At 65.1% G+C, this 16,235-nt stretch carries 13 protein-coding genes; 4 read left to right on the top strand and 9 right to left on the bottom strand.

Annotation, left to right across the window (positions count from 1 at the left end; all coding sequences use genetic code 11):
• Nucleotides 1–193: 193 nt before the first annotated feature.
• Nucleotides 194–898 carry a DUF3313 family protein gene (locus ASD76_RS15515; RefSeq protein ID WP_055925143.1) on the bottom strand — a complete coding sequence of 235 codons (705 nt, stop codon included), beginning with the start codon at nucleotides 896–898 and terminating at the stop codon, nucleotides 194–196.
• 331 nt (nucleotides 899–1,229) lie between these two features.
• On the opposite strand from ASD76_RS15515, the gene ASD76_RS15510 reads away from it, so the two are divergent.
• A complete protein-coding gene (locus ASD76_RS15510) occupies nucleotides 1,230–1,460 on the top strand; it encodes a hypothetical protein (protein WP_055925140.1) in 231 nt (76 codons plus the stop codon).
• A gap of 93 nt (nucleotides 1,461–1,553) precedes the next feature.
• Here ASD76_RS15510 and ASD76_RS15505 read toward each other — a convergent pair whose 3' ends face one another.
• The 8 genes from ASD76_RS15505 to ASD76_RS15470 form a co-directional block, all read right to left on the bottom strand.
• On the bottom strand, nucleotides 1,554–2,945 hold the full coding sequence (locus tag ASD76_RS15505) for a methyl-accepting chemotaxis protein (protein ID WP_235506797.1): 1,392 nt from the start codon (nucleotides 2,943–2,945) through the stop codon (nucleotides 1,554–1,556).
• Nucleotides 2,935–4,443, bottom strand: a complete 1,509-nt coding sequence (locus tag ASD76_RS15500) for a putative bifunctional diguanylate cyclase/phosphodiesterase (protein ID WP_235506795.1) — start codon at nucleotides 4,441–4,443, stop codon at nucleotides 2,935–2,937. Before ASD76_RS15500 ends, ASD76_RS15505 begins: the two co-directional genes overlap by 11 nt.
• 100 nt (nucleotides 4,444–4,543) lie before the next feature.
• Nucleotides 4,544–5,443 (bottom strand): CheR family methyltransferase, encoded by a 900-nt coding sequence (locus ASD76_RS15495; RefSeq protein ID WP_082553887.1) that lies wholly within the window; start codon nucleotides 5,441–5,443, stop codon nucleotides 4,544–4,546.
• Nucleotides 5,440–6,531: a chemotaxis-specific protein-glutamate methyltransferase CheB gene (gene cheB, locus ASD76_RS15490; RefSeq protein WP_055925134.1), complete on the bottom strand. Its 1,092-nt coding sequence runs from the start codon at nucleotides 6,529–6,531 to the stop codon at nucleotides 5,440–5,442. Before cheB ends, ASD76_RS15495 begins: the two co-directional genes overlap by 4 nt.
• Nucleotides 6,532–6,545: 14 nt before the next feature.
• Entirely contained in the window at nucleotides 6,546–6,911 is a 366-nt protein-coding gene (locus ASD76_RS15485) for a response regulator (RefSeq protein ID WP_055925133.1), read from the bottom strand.
• 54 nt (nucleotides 6,912–6,965) lie between these two features.
• The gene (locus ASD76_RS15480) at nucleotides 6,966–7,406 is read right to left on the bottom strand and encodes a chemotaxis protein CheW (RefSeq protein WP_055925132.1); all 441 of its coding nucleotides are present in this window, start codon (nucleotides 7,404–7,406) and stop codon (nucleotides 6,966–6,968) included.
• On the bottom strand, nucleotides 7,403–9,733 hold the full coding sequence (locus ASD76_RS15475) for a chemotaxis protein CheA (RefSeq protein WP_055925131.1): 2,331 nt from the start codon (nucleotides 9,731–9,733) through the stop codon (nucleotides 7,403–7,405). The genes ASD76_RS15480 and ASD76_RS15475 overlap by 4 nt, the downstream gene beginning before the upstream one ends.
• A gap of 116 nt (nucleotides 9,734–9,849) precedes the next feature.
• On the bottom strand, nucleotides 9,850–11,523 hold the full coding sequence (locus tag ASD76_RS15470; protein ID WP_055925920.1) for a thiamine pyrophosphate-requiring protein: 1,674 nt from the start codon (nucleotides 11,521–11,523) through the stop codon (nucleotides 9,850–9,852).
• 53 nt (nucleotides 11,524–11,576) lie between these two features.
• On the opposite strand from ASD76_RS15470, the gene ASD76_RS15465 reads away from it, so the two are divergent.
• Genes ASD76_RS15465 through dcd form a run of 3 tightly spaced genes read left to right on the top strand, consistent with a single transcriptional unit; the run spans nucleotide 11,577 to nucleotide 16,198 of the window.
• A complete protein-coding gene (locus ASD76_RS15465) occupies nucleotides 11,577–12,470 on the top strand; it encodes an MBL fold metallo-hydrolase (RefSeq protein ID WP_055925128.1) in 894 nt (297 codons plus the stop codon).
• A 23-nt stretch (nucleotides 12,471–12,493) separates the two neighbouring features.
• Nucleotides 12,494–15,595 carry a bifunctional proline dehydrogenase/L-glutamate gamma-semialdehyde dehydrogenase PutA gene (gene putA, locus ASD76_RS15460; RefSeq protein WP_055925125.1) on the top strand — a complete coding sequence of 1,034 codons (3,102 nt, stop codon included), beginning with the start codon at nucleotides 12,494–12,496 and terminating at the stop codon, nucleotides 15,593–15,595.
• A gap of 48 nt (nucleotides 15,596–15,643) precedes the next feature.
• Entirely contained in the window at nucleotides 15,644–16,198 is a 555-nt protein-coding gene (dcd, locus tag ASD76_RS15455) for a dCTP deaminase (RefSeq protein WP_055925122.1), read from the top strand.
• Nucleotides 16,199–16,235: the final 37 nt, after the last annotated feature.

Raw genomic sequence — 16,235 nt, 5'->3', positions numbered from 1 at the left:
TGTAGCCAGGAACTGCGGTTCATCCACGCCTGGTTCGATCAGGGCTTTTAGCCCTCTCAGCTTGGGAGAGGGTTGGGTGAGGTTGACAGGTGAGAGAAGTTGGACCCTCAGCCTCCGCGCCTGACGGCGCTCATCCCTCTCCCAAGGGGAGAGGAAGACTATCAGTATGAACCGCGTTGACCGCGACTTGATATTAGTTGCCCGCCTGCAGCGCGCTCGGGTTGACCGGGGACAGTTCCTTCAGGTCGCTCAGCCCTTCGGCACTGCGCTCGGCCCACTTCTTGAACACCTCTTCGAACGCCGCGGAATTGGTTACGCTGTTGCGGAGGTAGGGCCCCATGTCGGAGGATTCCTGCCGGTCGACCGCTCGGCCGAGGACCTGGCCGCTGACGGAATCCTTCGCCTCTAGCACCAGCGTCGCTTCACCCGCATCGCGCGAGAAGGTGCGCGATCCTGCCGACATACTGACGTCGGGCGCGGTGACATCGAGGTTGATGATCGCGGTCGAGAGGTGGAGCACGTCGGGACCCGGTGCCTGGACCACCTGGAAGCCGGCCTTGGTGTAGGCCTCGGCAAAGTACTTATCGAAGCCCTTCTGCGCCGCGTCGATGATGCGGCGGGCGTCGGAGTCGTCCACACGGTTGGCGAGGTCGAGCCGGTCGCGGTTCTGGTCGCGCTGCCAGTTCTTCTTGAAGGACACCTCGGTCGGGTCGATCATGACCTTGGTGTAAGTCCTGAAGTCGGCGTTGGGCAGGAGATAGACCTTGTCCATCTTCTTGGCCTTCACTTCGAGCAGCCCGTCCCAGTTGCCGTCCACCGGTTGGGCAACCAGCGGCACAGCCGCCGCCAGCAGCAGCGGAGCGATAACGAATCGGCGGAGCAGTTTCGGATTGGGCATAGACTTGCCTCCTTCGGCGCGAGGAACCGGAAGGGTTCTGATTGACGGCGCAGAAGTTGAAGTTTCGCGCTAGCGACCGCCGCCGGATGGGTTCCATCGCAATTTGAAGCAATTGATTACGACGCTGGTCGTCTGGAGCCATCGGGATTTGTCCCGATGTCGGCGGCGGGAAGCCACGGGTGTCAGCTTTCGTTCACCCTCGGGATTTACCCCTAGTCGGGCGGGAAATATCCCCGAGAAATGCTGCCCGATTGATTGCTGCCACGCCCACAGTGTGGCCCAATCGCGAGCAGGGGCCGGGTCGGACGCCCGGTGGACGAAAGGTCGCTAAATGTTCATGGATATCCCGGCGTCGGGAGAAGGTGGCTATGAGCCGCTTCCGCCCCGCTGCCACAGTTGCAAGCAGTTCATCGAGCCCGGCGCGCCGACCGAAACGGTCGCATTCCCGGTCGATCACGAGCATCACCTGGAAGACCTCAACGGTCTCTACCATGCCGATTGCGCGCGCCCTTACCTGAGCATCTATCGCGCGTTCGACATGCTCTCGCGCCCGTTCTTCTGAGCGCTAGTCAGCAAGGGTCCTTCGACAAGCTCAGGACGAACGGAGGTAGAGTAGTCTAGCCCCGTTCGTGGTGAGCCTGTCGAACCACTTAGCTCAAGCCGCGCGGACGTGGCTCAGGAATTCGTCGACCTGGTTCTTCAGCACTGAAGCCTGTTGCTCCAGCTCGGTTGAGCTGGTGAGCACCTGGCTGGCGGCCGCACCCGTCGAGAGTGAGGTTTCGCGCAGCTGGCCGATATTGGTCGAAACGTCTTCGGTGTTGCGCGCGGCGAGATCGATGCTGCGAGCAAGGTCCTGCCCGGCCACCGACTGCTGATCGACCGCCGCGGCGATCGAGACCGACGTGGCTTCGAGCTGGGCAATCTGCTTGGCGATCGAACGCAGCGCCTCGACGCTAGCCGAGGTGGTTTCCTGGATCGCACGGATCTGGCCGGAGACTTCCTCGGTCGCCTTGCCAGTCTGCGTGGCGAGTTCCTTGACCTCTGCCGCAACCACCGCAAACCCGCGCCCGGCTTCGCCGCCGCGTGCCGCTTCGATCGAAGCGTTGAGCGCCAGCAGGTTGGTGCGCTGGGCAATGGTCGAGATCATCTCGACGATGTCGCCCACCTGGCTCGCCGACAGAGTCAGCGCCGAAATCGTGGAGTCGGCCTGTTCCGCCGCGGTTGAGGCCTTGCGGGCCAGTTCGGCCGAGGTCGAAGCCTGGCGGCTGATCTCGCCGATCGACATCGCGAACTCGTCGCTCGCCGCGGCCGCGGCGGTGACGCCCGCCGAAGCTTCGTTGAGGCTGGAAGAGACGTCGCCGGTCTGCATCGAGGACTGCTCGGCGGCCGAAGCCATCGAGCTCGCGGTTGCCTGGAGCTGGGTCGAGGCCGCAGCCACGCCGCCGACGATCTCGCCCACGGTGCGTTCGAACTTGTCGGCCAGCTGGCGCAGCGTTTCGGCCTGCTTGACCCGGTGCTGTTCACGCTCGGCCGCCATTTCGGCCTCACGCACCAGCTCCTCGGCTTGGGCGTCTTCACGCTCCTTGCGCATGCGGTCGAACTTGTTGGCGGCCTTCTTGATCACCACGAGGTAGCGCGCCATCGCGCCGACTTCGTCCTGGCGGTCGACGTGCGGGACGAAGACTTCGCGGTTGCCCTGCGCCAGTTCGCGCATCGCCGAGCAGAGAGATTCGATCGGGTGGACCAGCTGGTCCTGCACGAAGCGGATCGAGACGATCGAGATCGCCACCGTGGCCAGGGCGACCATGCCCATGGCGATCAGCAGGCCGCCATTCCCGGACCCTTTGCCCATCAGGCCGGCCAGCGCCAACGTGCCGAGCAGCGTCGAAGCGCCCGCCGAGGCGCTGAACATCAGCTTGATGCGTACGCCGATCGAGGACACCGAGTTGTCGCCTTGGGGCGTGCCATAGTACTCCGCCGCCGCCTTTAGCCGCTCGCGCTCGCGTTCGAGTTCGTCCGCCCCTTCGGCCACGAGCTTATCCGACATGTCCATGTGCTTCCCCAATACCCAATGTGTTGTTGCGGTTACGGATCTCGTCCAGATGGCCGCGGATTTCGCCCGCCGAGATCGCCTTGTAGTAATACCAACCCTGAATCTGATCGCACCCTGCGGTGCGGACCAAGTTGGCCTGAGCTTCGGTTTCGACGCCTTCGGCCGTGACTTCCATGTCCATCGCCCGCGCCACCGCGATGCTCGAGGCCATCATGGCCAGCGAACCGCTATCCAGCCCGGCATCGACGATCATCGTGCGATCGAGCTTGAGCTTTTCGAAGCGGAAGTTGCGCAGGAAGCCGATCGAGGCATAGCCGGTGCCGAAGTCGTCGAGCGCGATGCCGACGCCGAACTTGCGGATCACGTCGAGGTTGCGGTTCGCCACCACCGGATCGCTAACAAGATAGGTTTCCGTCACCTCGAGCTCGAGACGCGAGGGCGGGAAGCCGGTCTCTTCGAGGATATGACCGAGCTCGACCGGGAATTCCGGATTGCGCAGCTGCACCGGCGAGACGTTGATCGACAGCTTGATCTCGTCCCACGCCAGCGCCTCGCGACACGCCGTGCGCAGGACCCACAGGCCGATCTGGTAGATCACCCCGCACTTCTCGGCGATCGGGACGAACACGCCCGGGCTGACCATCGTGCCGTCGGCACGCTTCCACCGCAGCAGCGCTTCGGCCGCGACGATGTCGCCGCTCTTGGCGTCGACGAGCGGCTGGTAAGCGAGGCGGAATTCTTCCAGCCGCAGCGCTTCGCGCAGTTCGGCTTCGACTTGCTGGGTGACGTCGCGGTTGCGATCGAAGTCGTCGCTGAACCAGGTGCAGCGGTTCCGACCTGCGTCCTTGGAGACGTACATCGCCATGTCCGAGCGGCGCAGGAGTTCCGATGAGGACAGCTCGTCCCGTCGGCTACTGCGCGACAGGCCGACGCTGGCGCCGATCTGGAGCTTGCGTTCGTCAATAGTCACCGACTGGCCGAGGCGACCGAGCAGGGTGTGGCAGATGCCTTCGAGGATGTTGCCGGCAATGGGGCCGACCACCAGGATCGCGAACTCGTCTCCGCCGAGGCGATAGGCGCGGCCTTCCTTGCCGCAGACTTCGGCCAGGATCTTGGCGCATTCCTTGATCAGCCGGTCGCCGATGAAGTGGCCGTACTGGTCGTTAACCGACTTGAAGCCGTCGAGGTCGAGCAGCGCCAAGGCCCTCTCCGTACCGGGAGCGGCGCGAGCGTAATCGAGATGCAGCGCCCGCCGGTTGGGCATGGCCGCAAGCGTATCGGTGAGCCCCAGGTCCTCGAGCTTGCCGACGCTCGATAGTCCGAAGCGGATCAGCAGGATGACGGCCGTACCGTAAGCGATGCCGCCGGTGACGAGGATCGACTGGGAGGAACTCAAGTCCGCGCCTGCGCGGTTGAGCAGCATCGCAAGCACTGTGGCAGAGATCAGCGAAAGCACAGCGACCGGCGCGATGACAAGCACCGCTGGACGCATTTGCTTCAGGCCAATCGCATGCAACACGCCTGGAAACCCTTCCCCCGTGATTCCAGTCATCGCGATAGAACGAACCTCTTAAGGTATCGTAACTTGGGATTTACCTTGTTCCGGTGACGCCCACGTCACCGTGGGGTTGGCGGCTGCCAAAGGCAGTCCTCACGCCCGCTGACGGCGCACCGATGGCCAGGCGGTGGAAGCCCGAACCGCTCGTTTCAGGAACCAGCACGTCGGTCTGTCCGACAGTGGTTTCGCCTGCGCCGAGCATCAGCAGGCCGTCGGGTGAGAGGGCCGTCGATAGGCGCACGAAGGCGCGTTCGCGAGTGGCGCGATCGAAGTAGAGCAGCACGTTGCGGCACAGGACCAGGTCGAAGCGACCCGGCTCGGGCGGCGTGTCGAGCAGGTTGTGCGTCTCGAACCGCACCATCTTGCGCAGGTTCTCCTTGGCGCGCCATCCAGTGCGCGATTCCTCGAAGAAGCTGACCATCTGCGCGACGCCAAGGCCGCGCTGAATCTGGAACTGCGAGAAGTTGCCTTCGCGCGCTGCCTCCACGACAGAGCGCGCCACGTCGGTACCGAGGATCTCGATGGTCCAGCCGCGCCACCGCGCCGGCAGTTCTGCGAACAGCATGGCGACCGAATAGGCTTCCTGCCCGGTCGAGCACCCGACCGACCAGATCGACAGCCGCTTAGTCGCTTCGCGGCGCTTGGCCAGCATCGGCAGGACCGTGTTGCTGAGCTGGTCGAACATCGCCCGGTCGCGGAAGAAGTAGGTCTCGTTATTGAGCAGCGCTTCGACCACCTTCTGCGCCAGCGCTCCCTGGTTGGGCTTGCCAAGGCGCTGAGCCAGGTCTTCCAGCGTCTCCAGCTCGTTCTGGCGCAGGACACCCGACAGGGCCGTCCCCACGCGCCATAGCCGGTCGCTCGTCAGCTTCTGGCCCGTGCGGGCCTCGAGCAGTCCGGCGACGATACCGAGGGCGTTCTGGCTATGGTCAGTCATGCAACACCTGCGGCTTCGGCAATTCGATGGGCGATCTGGTCGGGCGGCAGCAGCGCGGACGCGAGGCCCGCGTTCGCCACGGCGCCCGGCATGCCCCAAACCGCCGAGCTAGCGGCATCTTGCGCCAGAATGGTCCCGCCGGCCGCGACGATGCGCGACGCTCCGTCGGCTCCGTCACGCCCCATGCCCGACAGCACGACGCCCAGAGCATGGCTTCCGTAGAGCTTGGCGCAGCTAGTAAACATCGGATCGACCGAGGGGCGGCAGCCACTCTCTACCGCGCCATGCTCGAGCCGGACCACGAACAGCCCTTCCTTGCTGGCGGCCACGGTAAGGTGTGCGTCGCCCGGCGCGACGATGATATGTCCCGGGCGGACAACCAGCCCGTCTTCGGCCACTCGCGCTTCACGGCCAGAGGCCGCGCGAAGCTGGCGCACGAACGGCTCCATGAACGAGCCGGGCAAATGCTGGGTGATGAAGATCGGCACGTTCACTTGCGCCGGCAGCGCAGAGAGTAGTTGCCCGACGGCGTGAATTCCGCCGGTCGAGGCGCCGATCGCCAGGACATGCGGCGTGATCGTCCCATAGGGGCGGAGAAGAGGTGGCGGAGCGGGCGGTTCCGACTTGAGGCGCGCGCGCTTGGCTACCCGCCCCAGCAGGCGGATCTTGCGCAGCAGGGTCGCGCGGTATTCACCGCCGAACTCGCCCGGACGCGGCTTGGCCAGCGTATCTGCGGCACCCAGCGACAAAGCGGATAGGGTGTGCTCAGCGCCGCGCACGGCGAGCGAGGAGACCACCAGGATACGGGCCGGAGAGGCCACTTCGAGCAAGCGCGGGATCGCGTCGAGACCGCCCATTCCGGGCATGTCGAGATCGAGCAGGATGACGTCGGCAGGCGTCTGCTGCAGCACTTCGAGGGCGTCTTCGGCACAGCCCAGCGATGCTGCCAGCGCGAGGTCGGCTTCCGTTTCGATCAACCGCGCGAAGACCGCGCGAACCGTCGGAGAATCGTCGACAACGAGGACCCTGACCGGAACCGCCGGTTGGCCGCCCCTGTCACGAACCGCGAGATCAGGCGCGGTGCCCATATTTACCCTCGCCTTCAGGCTGCGCCGATGAGTTGCAGCTTCATCTGCAAGGTTTCATGATCGAACGGCTTCATCACATATTCGTCGGCACCGGCTTCGATCGCCTCGCGGATATGAGCGACGTCGTTTTCCGTCGTGCAGAACACGACCTTCGGCTCGGCCCCACCGGCCAGCCTACGCAGCGCGGCGATGAACTCGATTCCGTTCATGACCGGCATGTTCCAATCAAGAAGGATCAGGTCCGGCATGCTTTCCTCGCACTTGGCGAGAGCATCGCGACCGTTCTCGGCCTCCGAAACCTCGAACTCGAAGCTTTCGACGATGTGTCGAGAGACCTTTCGGATTACTCGCGAATCATCGACGATAAGGCAGTGTTTCATTTGCCGAGACCCCATTGTTTTTTCGCCGAATAGGCCATGTGTGTGAGGATAACCTTAAGCCGCCACTACAGCGCCGGGTCCGGCGATGAGTGCGGGGATGTCGAGAAGGAGCAAGGCTCCGGCTTCAGTTTCGACCCGGCCAAGCGCTCCATTGCGCCAGCCTGGTCCAGGATCCGCCCCAAGCGGGCCGGGTTCGTCCAGCGCCGCGACAATGTCGTCCGCGCCGTCGACGAGCAGGGCATAGAGGTGCCCTTCGTGCTCCACGACTACGGCCCGGCTTCCTTGCCAGCCAGCTTCGTACTTGCCGAGACCGAGCGCCGCCGTGCAGTCCACGACCGTGAGCGGCCGGCTGCGCAGGGCCGAAAGGCCAAGGATATGGTCCGCCGAGCGCGGCACCGGCGTGACTTCCGCCAGTTCGATAACCGAATTCACTTTCCCCGCCGGCAAGGCCGCACGGCGGCCCGCAAGAACGACGACGAGCAGCATATCCGTCATGCCGCGAGCTCCTCTCCAACACGCAGCAACGCGGCCATCAGCCCCGCGCGGTCATAACGGTAAATAGTGTCCGGCCCTCCGGCTGAGCCCGGCGAGCTCCGCAGACGAATGGCCTTGCGCGCTTCGCCCAGTTCCTCGCGCTCGGTCCCGTCATCGACGAACACGACGTCCGCCGGGCCGCTGCCTTCGACGACGCGATAGCCGGCAGCTTCGATGATCGGACCGAGGAAGCCGCGCATCCACGCATCATCGCCGTCGAGACGGCACGTAAGGGCATGGGTGCCAAGCTGCTGCGAAGCGTGGCGTGCAAACAGCGCGTGGCAATCGACCAGCTCAGCGGGCTCCCCATCGACCAGCGTGACGCCGGCGACCAGGGTCTGGCCGTTGACGTACTTGAGCTCGCCCGTGAGCGTGGAGATGTCGAGCACTTCGCGGGCCGCGTAAGCGATCCGTACCCCGCCATCGTTGAGCTTGAGCACGGTAAAGCGTTCCGGCAGTTCGGCTCCTTCCGGCACGCCGGCGATCGGAAGAATGTCTTCCCCGAGCACGACTTGCGCGTCGGCTCCCGGATGGCGAATGTTGGACGAAGCGGTCCGTTCGACTTGCTCGACTGCGGTCATGACAATCGCACGCCGTTCGCCGTCGAGGCCGCGGAACAGGACCACACGCAGGCCTTCGCCCTGGGTCGCCTCATCTTCTTGAGTCGGCGCCGTCGGGCGCTGCAGTTCACGCGGGATGCCGGCGCTGTAGCCGATCGTCGCGACATCGAGCACGAGCACCGGAGTGCCGTCGTCGAGCTGGGTGCAGCCGACGAACATGCCGCTCTCCATGATCCCGGGCGACAGCGGCTTGATGACCAGTTCCTGGTGATCGAAAATCTGGTCCACCGCCAGCGCGTAAAGGTCGCCCCAGCCGAGGCGCAGGATAACGAAAAGTTCCTCTTCGCCCGCGGGCCGTTCGAGCCCGAGCGAATCTCCCAGGGAGACGCAGGCCAGGCGGCGATTGCGGAAGGTCATGTAGCGGCGCTCGCCGACCTGGGCGAACTCCAGTTGCCCGCCGGTAGTGCTGACGATTTCCTCGACGTAGGAGCGCGGGATGGCGAACTTCTGTCCGCCTGCCTCGATCGTCAGGCTCGGCAGGATGCTGAGCGTAAGCGGGACACCGATCAGGAAGCGGGTGCCTTCGCCAGCGGTAGTTTCGATTTCGAGAGTGCCGCCGAACTTTTCCAGATTGGCGCGCACCACGTCCATGCCAACGCCGCGGCCGGAGATCGAGGTCACCGATTCAGCAGTGGTCAGGCCAGGCTCGTAGATCAGTTCGATCCGTTCGGCGCGGCTCATCGCGGCGATTTCTTGTTCGGTCCGCAATCCCGCGGCGACCGCCTTGGCGGCGAGCCTGTCGCAGTCGATGCCGCGGCCGTCGTCCTGGATACCGATGCGGATGGTATTGCCGGTCTGGCGGGCGGAGATGGTCAGCATGCCTGCTTCGCGCTTGCCTGCGGCGCGGCGGTCCGCCGGAATTTCGATGCCGTGGTCAACGGCGTTGCGGATGATGTGCAGCAGCGGATCGCGGATCAGCTCGATCATCTCGCGATCGAGTTCCACTTCGCCATTCTCGAGCTCGATGAAGACCTGCTTGCCAAGCTCAGCCGACAGATCGCGGACGAGGCGCGGGAAGGTCGAGAACAGGCCTTCGATCCGGCGCATGCGCGTGCGGGTGATCGCATCGCGAACTTCGGCGATCAGGCTGGAGAGCCGGGCAAAAGTCGTTTCGAGGCCGGTGTCGGTCCCCATGTGCTGCATCCGCCGCGCGAGGTCGTTGCGGGCGAGGACCATTTCGGAAACGCCGCTCATCACCTGGTCGATCAGGTCGACCGGGAGGCGAATCGTGCGCTGCTCGGCGGCAGCGGTTGCTGCAGGATGCGAACCGGTGGCCGGCGCGACATGCACTTCGACATCGGGCACGCCCTTGAGCGCGGCTATCAGATTATCGTCGGCCGCGTCGGAGATGGGCTCGCCGCGTTCGATCTCTTCGATCATTACGCCGATGCGGTCGATCACTGCCAGCACGGCATCGACCAGCTGGCGATCGGCATTCCGGTGGCCATTGCGAACGTCCGCCAGCGCGTCTTCAGCCGCGTGGCTCAGCGCCTCGAGCTGCGGGAAATCGAAGAAGCCGCAGTTGCCCTTAACGGTGTGAACGAAACGGAAGATGGTATCGAGGCGCGCCCGATCAGCAGGATCGGCTTCCCAGGCGACGATCTCGCCCGCCAGCGCAGCCAGCATTTCTCGCGTCTCGGCGACGAATTCCGCCAGCAGATCGTCCATAACCCCACCCCTTGCGGGTACCCCTTTTCTCTCGGAGGTACCCCACCTCATCAGGTGCAGGAGCTATGGACGCAATGTGGTTAAGAGCCTCTTACCGATACCGAGAGGACCGTCCCTTAACCCCGTGAGATTTCGGTTTCCTGTTCGGTAATGAACTCGACCAAAGCAGGCTGTCCGGCCTCGGTTGCGGCGATGGCGCGGCGGAGCGCCGGGACGATTTCCGACGCCTCAGTGACCCGCTCTCCATGGCACCCAAGCGAACGCGCAAAGGCTGCGTAGTCGCCCGAGATGTCGGTCGCGCGGTACTTGTCGGTGGCCACCGGCATGATCGGCAGTTCGATCGCCATCGCGTGGTTGTTGAGCAGGATCGAGAGAATCGGGATGCGGTCGCGCGCGGCGGTCTCCAGGTCGGTGCCGGTGAACCCGATCGCGGCATCGCCCCAGACGTTGATGCACAACTTGTCGGGATGGACCAGCTTGGCCCCCATGGCGAGGCCGAGGCCATAGCCAAGCTGCGTCGACTTGCCCCAGCCGATGTAGCTGTGCGGGGTGGTCGACTTCCAGAACGGCACCAGCTGATCGCGCGGCGAGCCCGCGTCGTGGGTTATGATGGTGTTCGCGACATCAACCGTTTGCTGCAGGTCCCACAGCACGCGGTAAGGCGAGAGCGGGGAGGTCTCCTGCTCGCACTTGGCACGCCACTTGGCGAACCAGGCCGCTTCGGTTTCTTTTATCTTAGCCGCCACTGACGATGCATCGCGAGTTTGGGGAACACGGCGCTTAACCGCTTCGATCAGCGCTGCCAGAGTCAGCTTCGCGTCGCCGATCAGCGCGACTTCACTCGGCACGCACTTGTCGATGTCGAGGGGGTCGAGAGTGGAATGGATCACGCGTTTGCCGTCGGGGATCTTGAGCCCGAACGAAGTCGCGGTGAAGCTGCAGCCGATCCCGAACAGCAGGTCGCTCTCCTCGAGCCACTTGCGCACGCCGCCGTTGATGCCGTTGCCGCCCGAGCCGAGCGCGAGCGGGTGAGTCTCATCGAACGCGCTCTTGCCCGGTAGGCTGGTCATCACCGGGATCGCGAGATGCTCGGCCAACTCCTGCAGCTCGGCATAGGCCTCCGACCAGTGGACGCCCTGCCCCGCATAGATCGCCGGATTGGTCGCCTTGACCAGAAGGTCCGCCGCGGCCTCGATATCCGCCTGTCCCGGCTGCGACAGCGCGACTTTGCCCGGCACGTAATCGAACGGCGCGTCGTAGGGCTTGTCGAGCACATCGTAAGGAAGCTCGATCACCACCGGCTGCGGACGGCCGTTGCGCAACATTGCAAAGGCCCGGCGCAGCACCGGCACCACTTGGTCACCGCTCGTCAGCGGCTCGGCATGCTTGGCGTATGTCGCCATCGAACGGGTCGAGTTGAAGTTGTACGGCACATGCATCTGGCTCAGCGCATAGCCCTGCGGCATGACCAGCACCGGCACACTGTCGGCAAAGGCCTGCGCCACGCCGCCCATGGCGTTTTCCGCGCCGGGGCCCTGCTGCATCACGAACACGCCCATGCGCTCGCCCTTGGACATGCGGCTGACCGCGTCGGCCATGTGCAGGCCGGTCCGCTCCTGCCGCACGATCACCGTGCGGATGTCGATCCGCGCCGCGGCTTCGAGGATCTGGTTGCGCGGATAGCCGAACACGATGTCGACGCCTTCGCGCTTGAGCACGGCCGCGATCGCATCGGCGACCGTGCCGTTGGCGTGGACTTGCTGGTCGGCGATGCCGTTGCCCTGTCTCATCATATCTCCCAAGATGGCCGCGAGACGGCTAGAACAGGCCGAGGGAGAGAGCAATGAAGCCAATCGAACTTGGTCGCATGCGCGTCCACAAAGTGCACGAGATGGACAGCCCCGTGCCGCTGCTGAGCCAGCTTCCCGGCACCACCGCCGACGACATGAAGCGCCTGCTAAGCTGGTACGACCAGCCCGACGAGATCACCACCGATCCCGAGACCAGCTTCATGACCTTCTCGGTCCACAGCTGGGTGATCGAGCTCGACGGCCTGCGGATCCTGGTCGATTCCTGCTGCGGCAACCACAAGGATCGCTTCCTGCCCGAGGTGAACCAGCTCAACACCGACTACCTCGGCAACTTGCACCGCGCCGGCTTCGCGCCCGAAGATATCGACATGGTCATGTGCACCCACCTGCACTTCGACCACGTCGGCTGGAACACCCGGCTCGACAACGGCAAGTGGGTCCCGACTTTCCCGAAGGCCCGCTACGTCTTCGGCAAGCGCGACTTCGAGTACTTCAAGAGCAACCCCGAGGGCGAGGAACTGCACAACGCGGCGTTCCTCGATTCGATCGTGCCGGTGATGGAGGCGGGCCAGGGCGACCTGGTCGACGAAGATACCATCGCCCACCGCGAAATCGGCAACGGCGTGTGGCTCGAGCCGGCGTTCGGCCACTCACCCGGCTGCTGCATCATCAACGCCCAGGCCGATGGCCCTCCGGGCGCGTTCTGGGGCGATGTGATCCATCACCCGGTGCAGTTGATCCGTCACGACCTACCCTTCGCCTTCGACGCCGACGGCGCCACCGCCTGCAAAGTGCGCAAGGCAACGATGGAGCGGCTCGCCGATACCGACACCATGTGTTTCCCGGCGCACTTCCGGCGGACTTCGGCGGGCTACGTAAAGCGCGATGGCGATGCGTTCCGCTACGAATGGATTGATTACAGTTGATACCGGGTGCAGGGGCGCAGGTCATGGCAATCGATCGTTCCGCGCTCCGCACCGCCTACCGCCTGGAAGAAGGCGCCTGCATCGAAGAGAGGCTGCGCCAGGCCGCCCCGGCCTCGGCCGTCCATGCGGAAGCCGCCAAGCTCGCCGGGCGGCTGATCGAGGGCGCCAGGGGACGCAAGCCCGGCGGGCTCGACGCGTTTCTCGCGACTTACGGGCTCGGCACCGACGAAGGCATCGCGCTGATGTGCCTGGCCGAAGCGCTGCTGCGCGTACCCGATACCGAGACCGCCGATGCGCTGATCCACGACAAGCTTTCGGGCATCGACTGGGGCGAACGCCTGGGCGACTCGAACTCCACCTTCGTCAACGCCGCGACCTTTTCGCTGATGCTGACAGGAGAGGTTCTGCGCGGCGGGTCCCGGCAGGACGAGGGGTTCGCCAACGCCCTGCGCCGCGCGGTCGGCCGGCTGGGCGAGCCGGTGATCCGGCAGGCGACGCTGCAAGCCATGCGTATCCTGGGCGGCCAGTTCGTTTTCGGGCGCACGATCGACGAGGCGCTCAAGCGGGCCGATAGCTCGCCCCGCCCCGGCGAGACGCACTCATTCGACATGCTCGGCGAAGCGGCGATGACCCTGGCCGACGCCGAACGCTACCGGAAGAGCTACCAGGCCGCGATCGCAAGACTGGCCCGAGAGGCCTCGGGCGACATGCGCGCCAGTCCCGGCATTTCGGTCAAGCTCTCGGCGCTCTACCCGAAGTACGATTTCCTCCACGCCGATGCGGCGAAAGCAGCGCTACTGCCGGTCGTGCACGACCTGGCCCTCGCCGCGAGCCGGGCGAACATCCACTTCACCATCGACGCCGAGGAAGCCGAGCGGCTGGAGCTGTCGCTCGACCTGATCGAAGCGCTGGTCGCCGACGACACCCTGTTCGCCAACGGCTGGGAAGGTTTTGGCCTGGCCCTGCAGGCCTATCAAAAGCGCGCGGTGCCGATGTGCGACTGGGTGGCGGCGCTGGCTCGCAGACATAACCGGCGGCTCATGGTCCGGCTGGTGAAGGGCGCCTATTGGGACAGCGAAATCAAGCTGAGCCAGGTCGGCGGCCATACCGACTACCCGGTCTTCACCCGCAAGGTCGCGACCGACGTTTCCTACCTAGCCTGTGCCGCCAAGCTGCTTGCGGCCGAGGACGTGATCTACCCGGCTTTCGCCACGCACAACGCCTATACCGTCGGCGCGATCAAGGTCCTTGCTGCCGGCCGGCAACTGGAATTCCAGCGCCTCCACGGCATGGGTGAGCAGGTCTATGAGGAGCTTGCCGAGACCGAGGGCGAGCGTCCCACCCGCGTCCGCGTCTACGCCCCTGTGGGCGGTCACAAAGACCTCCTGGCCTATCTCGTCCGCCGCCTTCTCGAGAACGGCGCCAACTCCTCGTTCGTCAACCGCCTGGCCGACGCCGACGTGCCCATTGCCGAGCTGGTCGCCGATCCGGTGAAGGAACTCGCCGCACTCAAGCCTCGGCGCAATCCGGGCATCCCGCTCCCAGCCGGCATCTATCCCAACCGCCTCAACAGCGCCGGGATCGATTTGGCCGATCCGCTGGTGCGCGAACCCCTGCTGGCGAAACTGGGCGCGCTCCAAGCGTGCGACTGGGCTGCAGTCGCTACGGTCATCACTAGCCCGTCCGGCGCATCGCAACGCGAAGTCCGCTCGCCACAGGACGGCACTCTCATTGGGCAGTCACTCGACGCGACGCCTGCCGACGTCACCCTGATGCTCGCGCGCGCTGAGGCCGCCCAACCCGCATGGGACGCGCTCGGCGGCGAAGCACGGGCCGCCCGCCTGATCGCAGCCTCGGACCTGTTTGAAACCCATTCCGCCGAGGTCATCAGCCTGTGCCAGCGCGAAGCGGGCAAGAGCCTCACCGACAGCGTGCTCGAACTGCGCGAGGCGGTCGACTTCCTGCGCTACTACGCCTGCGAAGCGCGCATGCTGTTCAGCGCACCGCAGCCGCTGCCGGGACCGACCGGGGAGCAGAACCTGCTGCGCCTGCATGGCCGCGGGGTCTTCGCGACGATAAGTCCGTGGAACTTCCCGCTGGCGATCTTCATCGGCCAATGCGCCGGCGCGCTGGCGGCGGGCAACACGGTGATTGCCAAGCCCGCCGAGCAGACCCCGCTGGTCGCGGCCCTTGCGGTAAAGCTCTGTCACGACGCCGGAATTCCCGACGACGTGCTCCAACTAGCGCCGGGCGATGGCCGAGTGGGTGCCGCACTCACGTCCGACCCTCGCATCGCCGGGGTTGCCTTCACCGGCTCCACCGAAACCGCCCGCATCATCAACCGCACGCTCGCCTCGCGCGACGCGCCGATCGCCACGCTGATCGCCGAGACCGGTGGCCAGAACGCGCTGATTGTCGACAGCTCAGCTCTGCCCGAACAAGTCACCCGTGACGTGATGAGCTCGGCGTTCCAGAGCGCCGGCCAGCGCTGCTCGGCCCTGCGCGTGCTTTACGTGCAGGAGGACGTGGCCGATGGCATGATCGAGATGATCCGCGGCGCGTTCGAGACGCTGGTGATCGGCGATCCAGCCGAGCTCGCGACCGACGTCGGCCCGGTAATCGATGCCGAGGCCAAGGCCTCTCTCGACGAACACGTCACCGCCATGCGCGCCTCGGGCCGCAAGGTCTGGCAGCGCGAGCTTCCGGCCGAGTGCGAGAACGGCACTTTCGTAGCACCGGCCATCATCGAGGTCTCCTCAATCGCCGACTTGCAGAAGGAGAACTTCGGCCCGGTCCTCCACGTCGCGCGCTTTGCCGCGGGAGAATTGGAACAAGTGGTCGAAGCCATCAATGCCACCGGCTACGGCCTGACCCTCGGCCTCCACAGCCGCATCGACTCCACGCGCCGCCTTGTCGAGAGCCGCGCGCGGGCGGGGAATTTCTACGTCAACCGCAACCAGATCGGCGCGGTCGTCGGCAGCCAGCCGTTCGGCGGCGAAGGCCTGTCGGGTACCGGGCCAAAGGCAGGCGGCCCGAACTACGTCGTCCGCTTCGCTACCGAACGCGTCACCACCATTGACACTACCGCCGCGGGGGGCAACGCAAGCCTGCTTGCCGGGGGATAAATCCGCGGCGAGCTTGCCCCCGCCCGCCCACTCCGGAATCCCTGACCTATGACGATTCTCAGCGACCGCTGGATCCGCGACGAAGCGCGCCGATCCGGCATGATCGAACCCTTTGTCGAACACCAGAAGCGCGACGGCTGCATCAGCTACGGGCTGTCGTCCTACGGCTACGACGCCCGGGTGGCTGATGACTTCAAGATCTTCACCAATGTCGATTCCGCCGTCGTCGATCCGAAGAACTTCGACTCCAACAGCTTCGTCGACCGCAAGACCGACGTCTGCGTGATCCCGCCCAACAGCTTCGTCCTCGCGCGCACGGTCGAATACTTTCGCATCCCACGCGACGTGTTGGTTATCTGCCTCGGCAAGTCGACGTACGCCCGCTGCGGCATCATCGTGAACGTCACGCCGCTCGAACCGGAGTGGGAGGGCCACGTGACGCTGGAATTCTCCAACACCACCCCGCTCCCGGCCAAGATCTACGCCAACGAAGGCGCCTGCCAGTTCCTGTTCCTCAAGGGGAACGAACCGTGCCAGACGAGCTATGCCGACCGTTCGGGCAAGTACATGGGCCAGCGCGGAGTTACGCTGCCCAAGCTCTAAGGACCCGGGCCAAGCCCTTCTCCGTTCGTGGTGAGCT

This window comes from Altererythrobacter sp. Root672, from assembly GCF_001427865.1.
GTDB lineage: Bacteria > Pseudomonadota > Alphaproteobacteria > Sphingomonadales > Sphingomonadaceae > Croceibacterium_A.
This window is presented reverse-complemented; position numbering and strand designations above follow the sequence as displayed.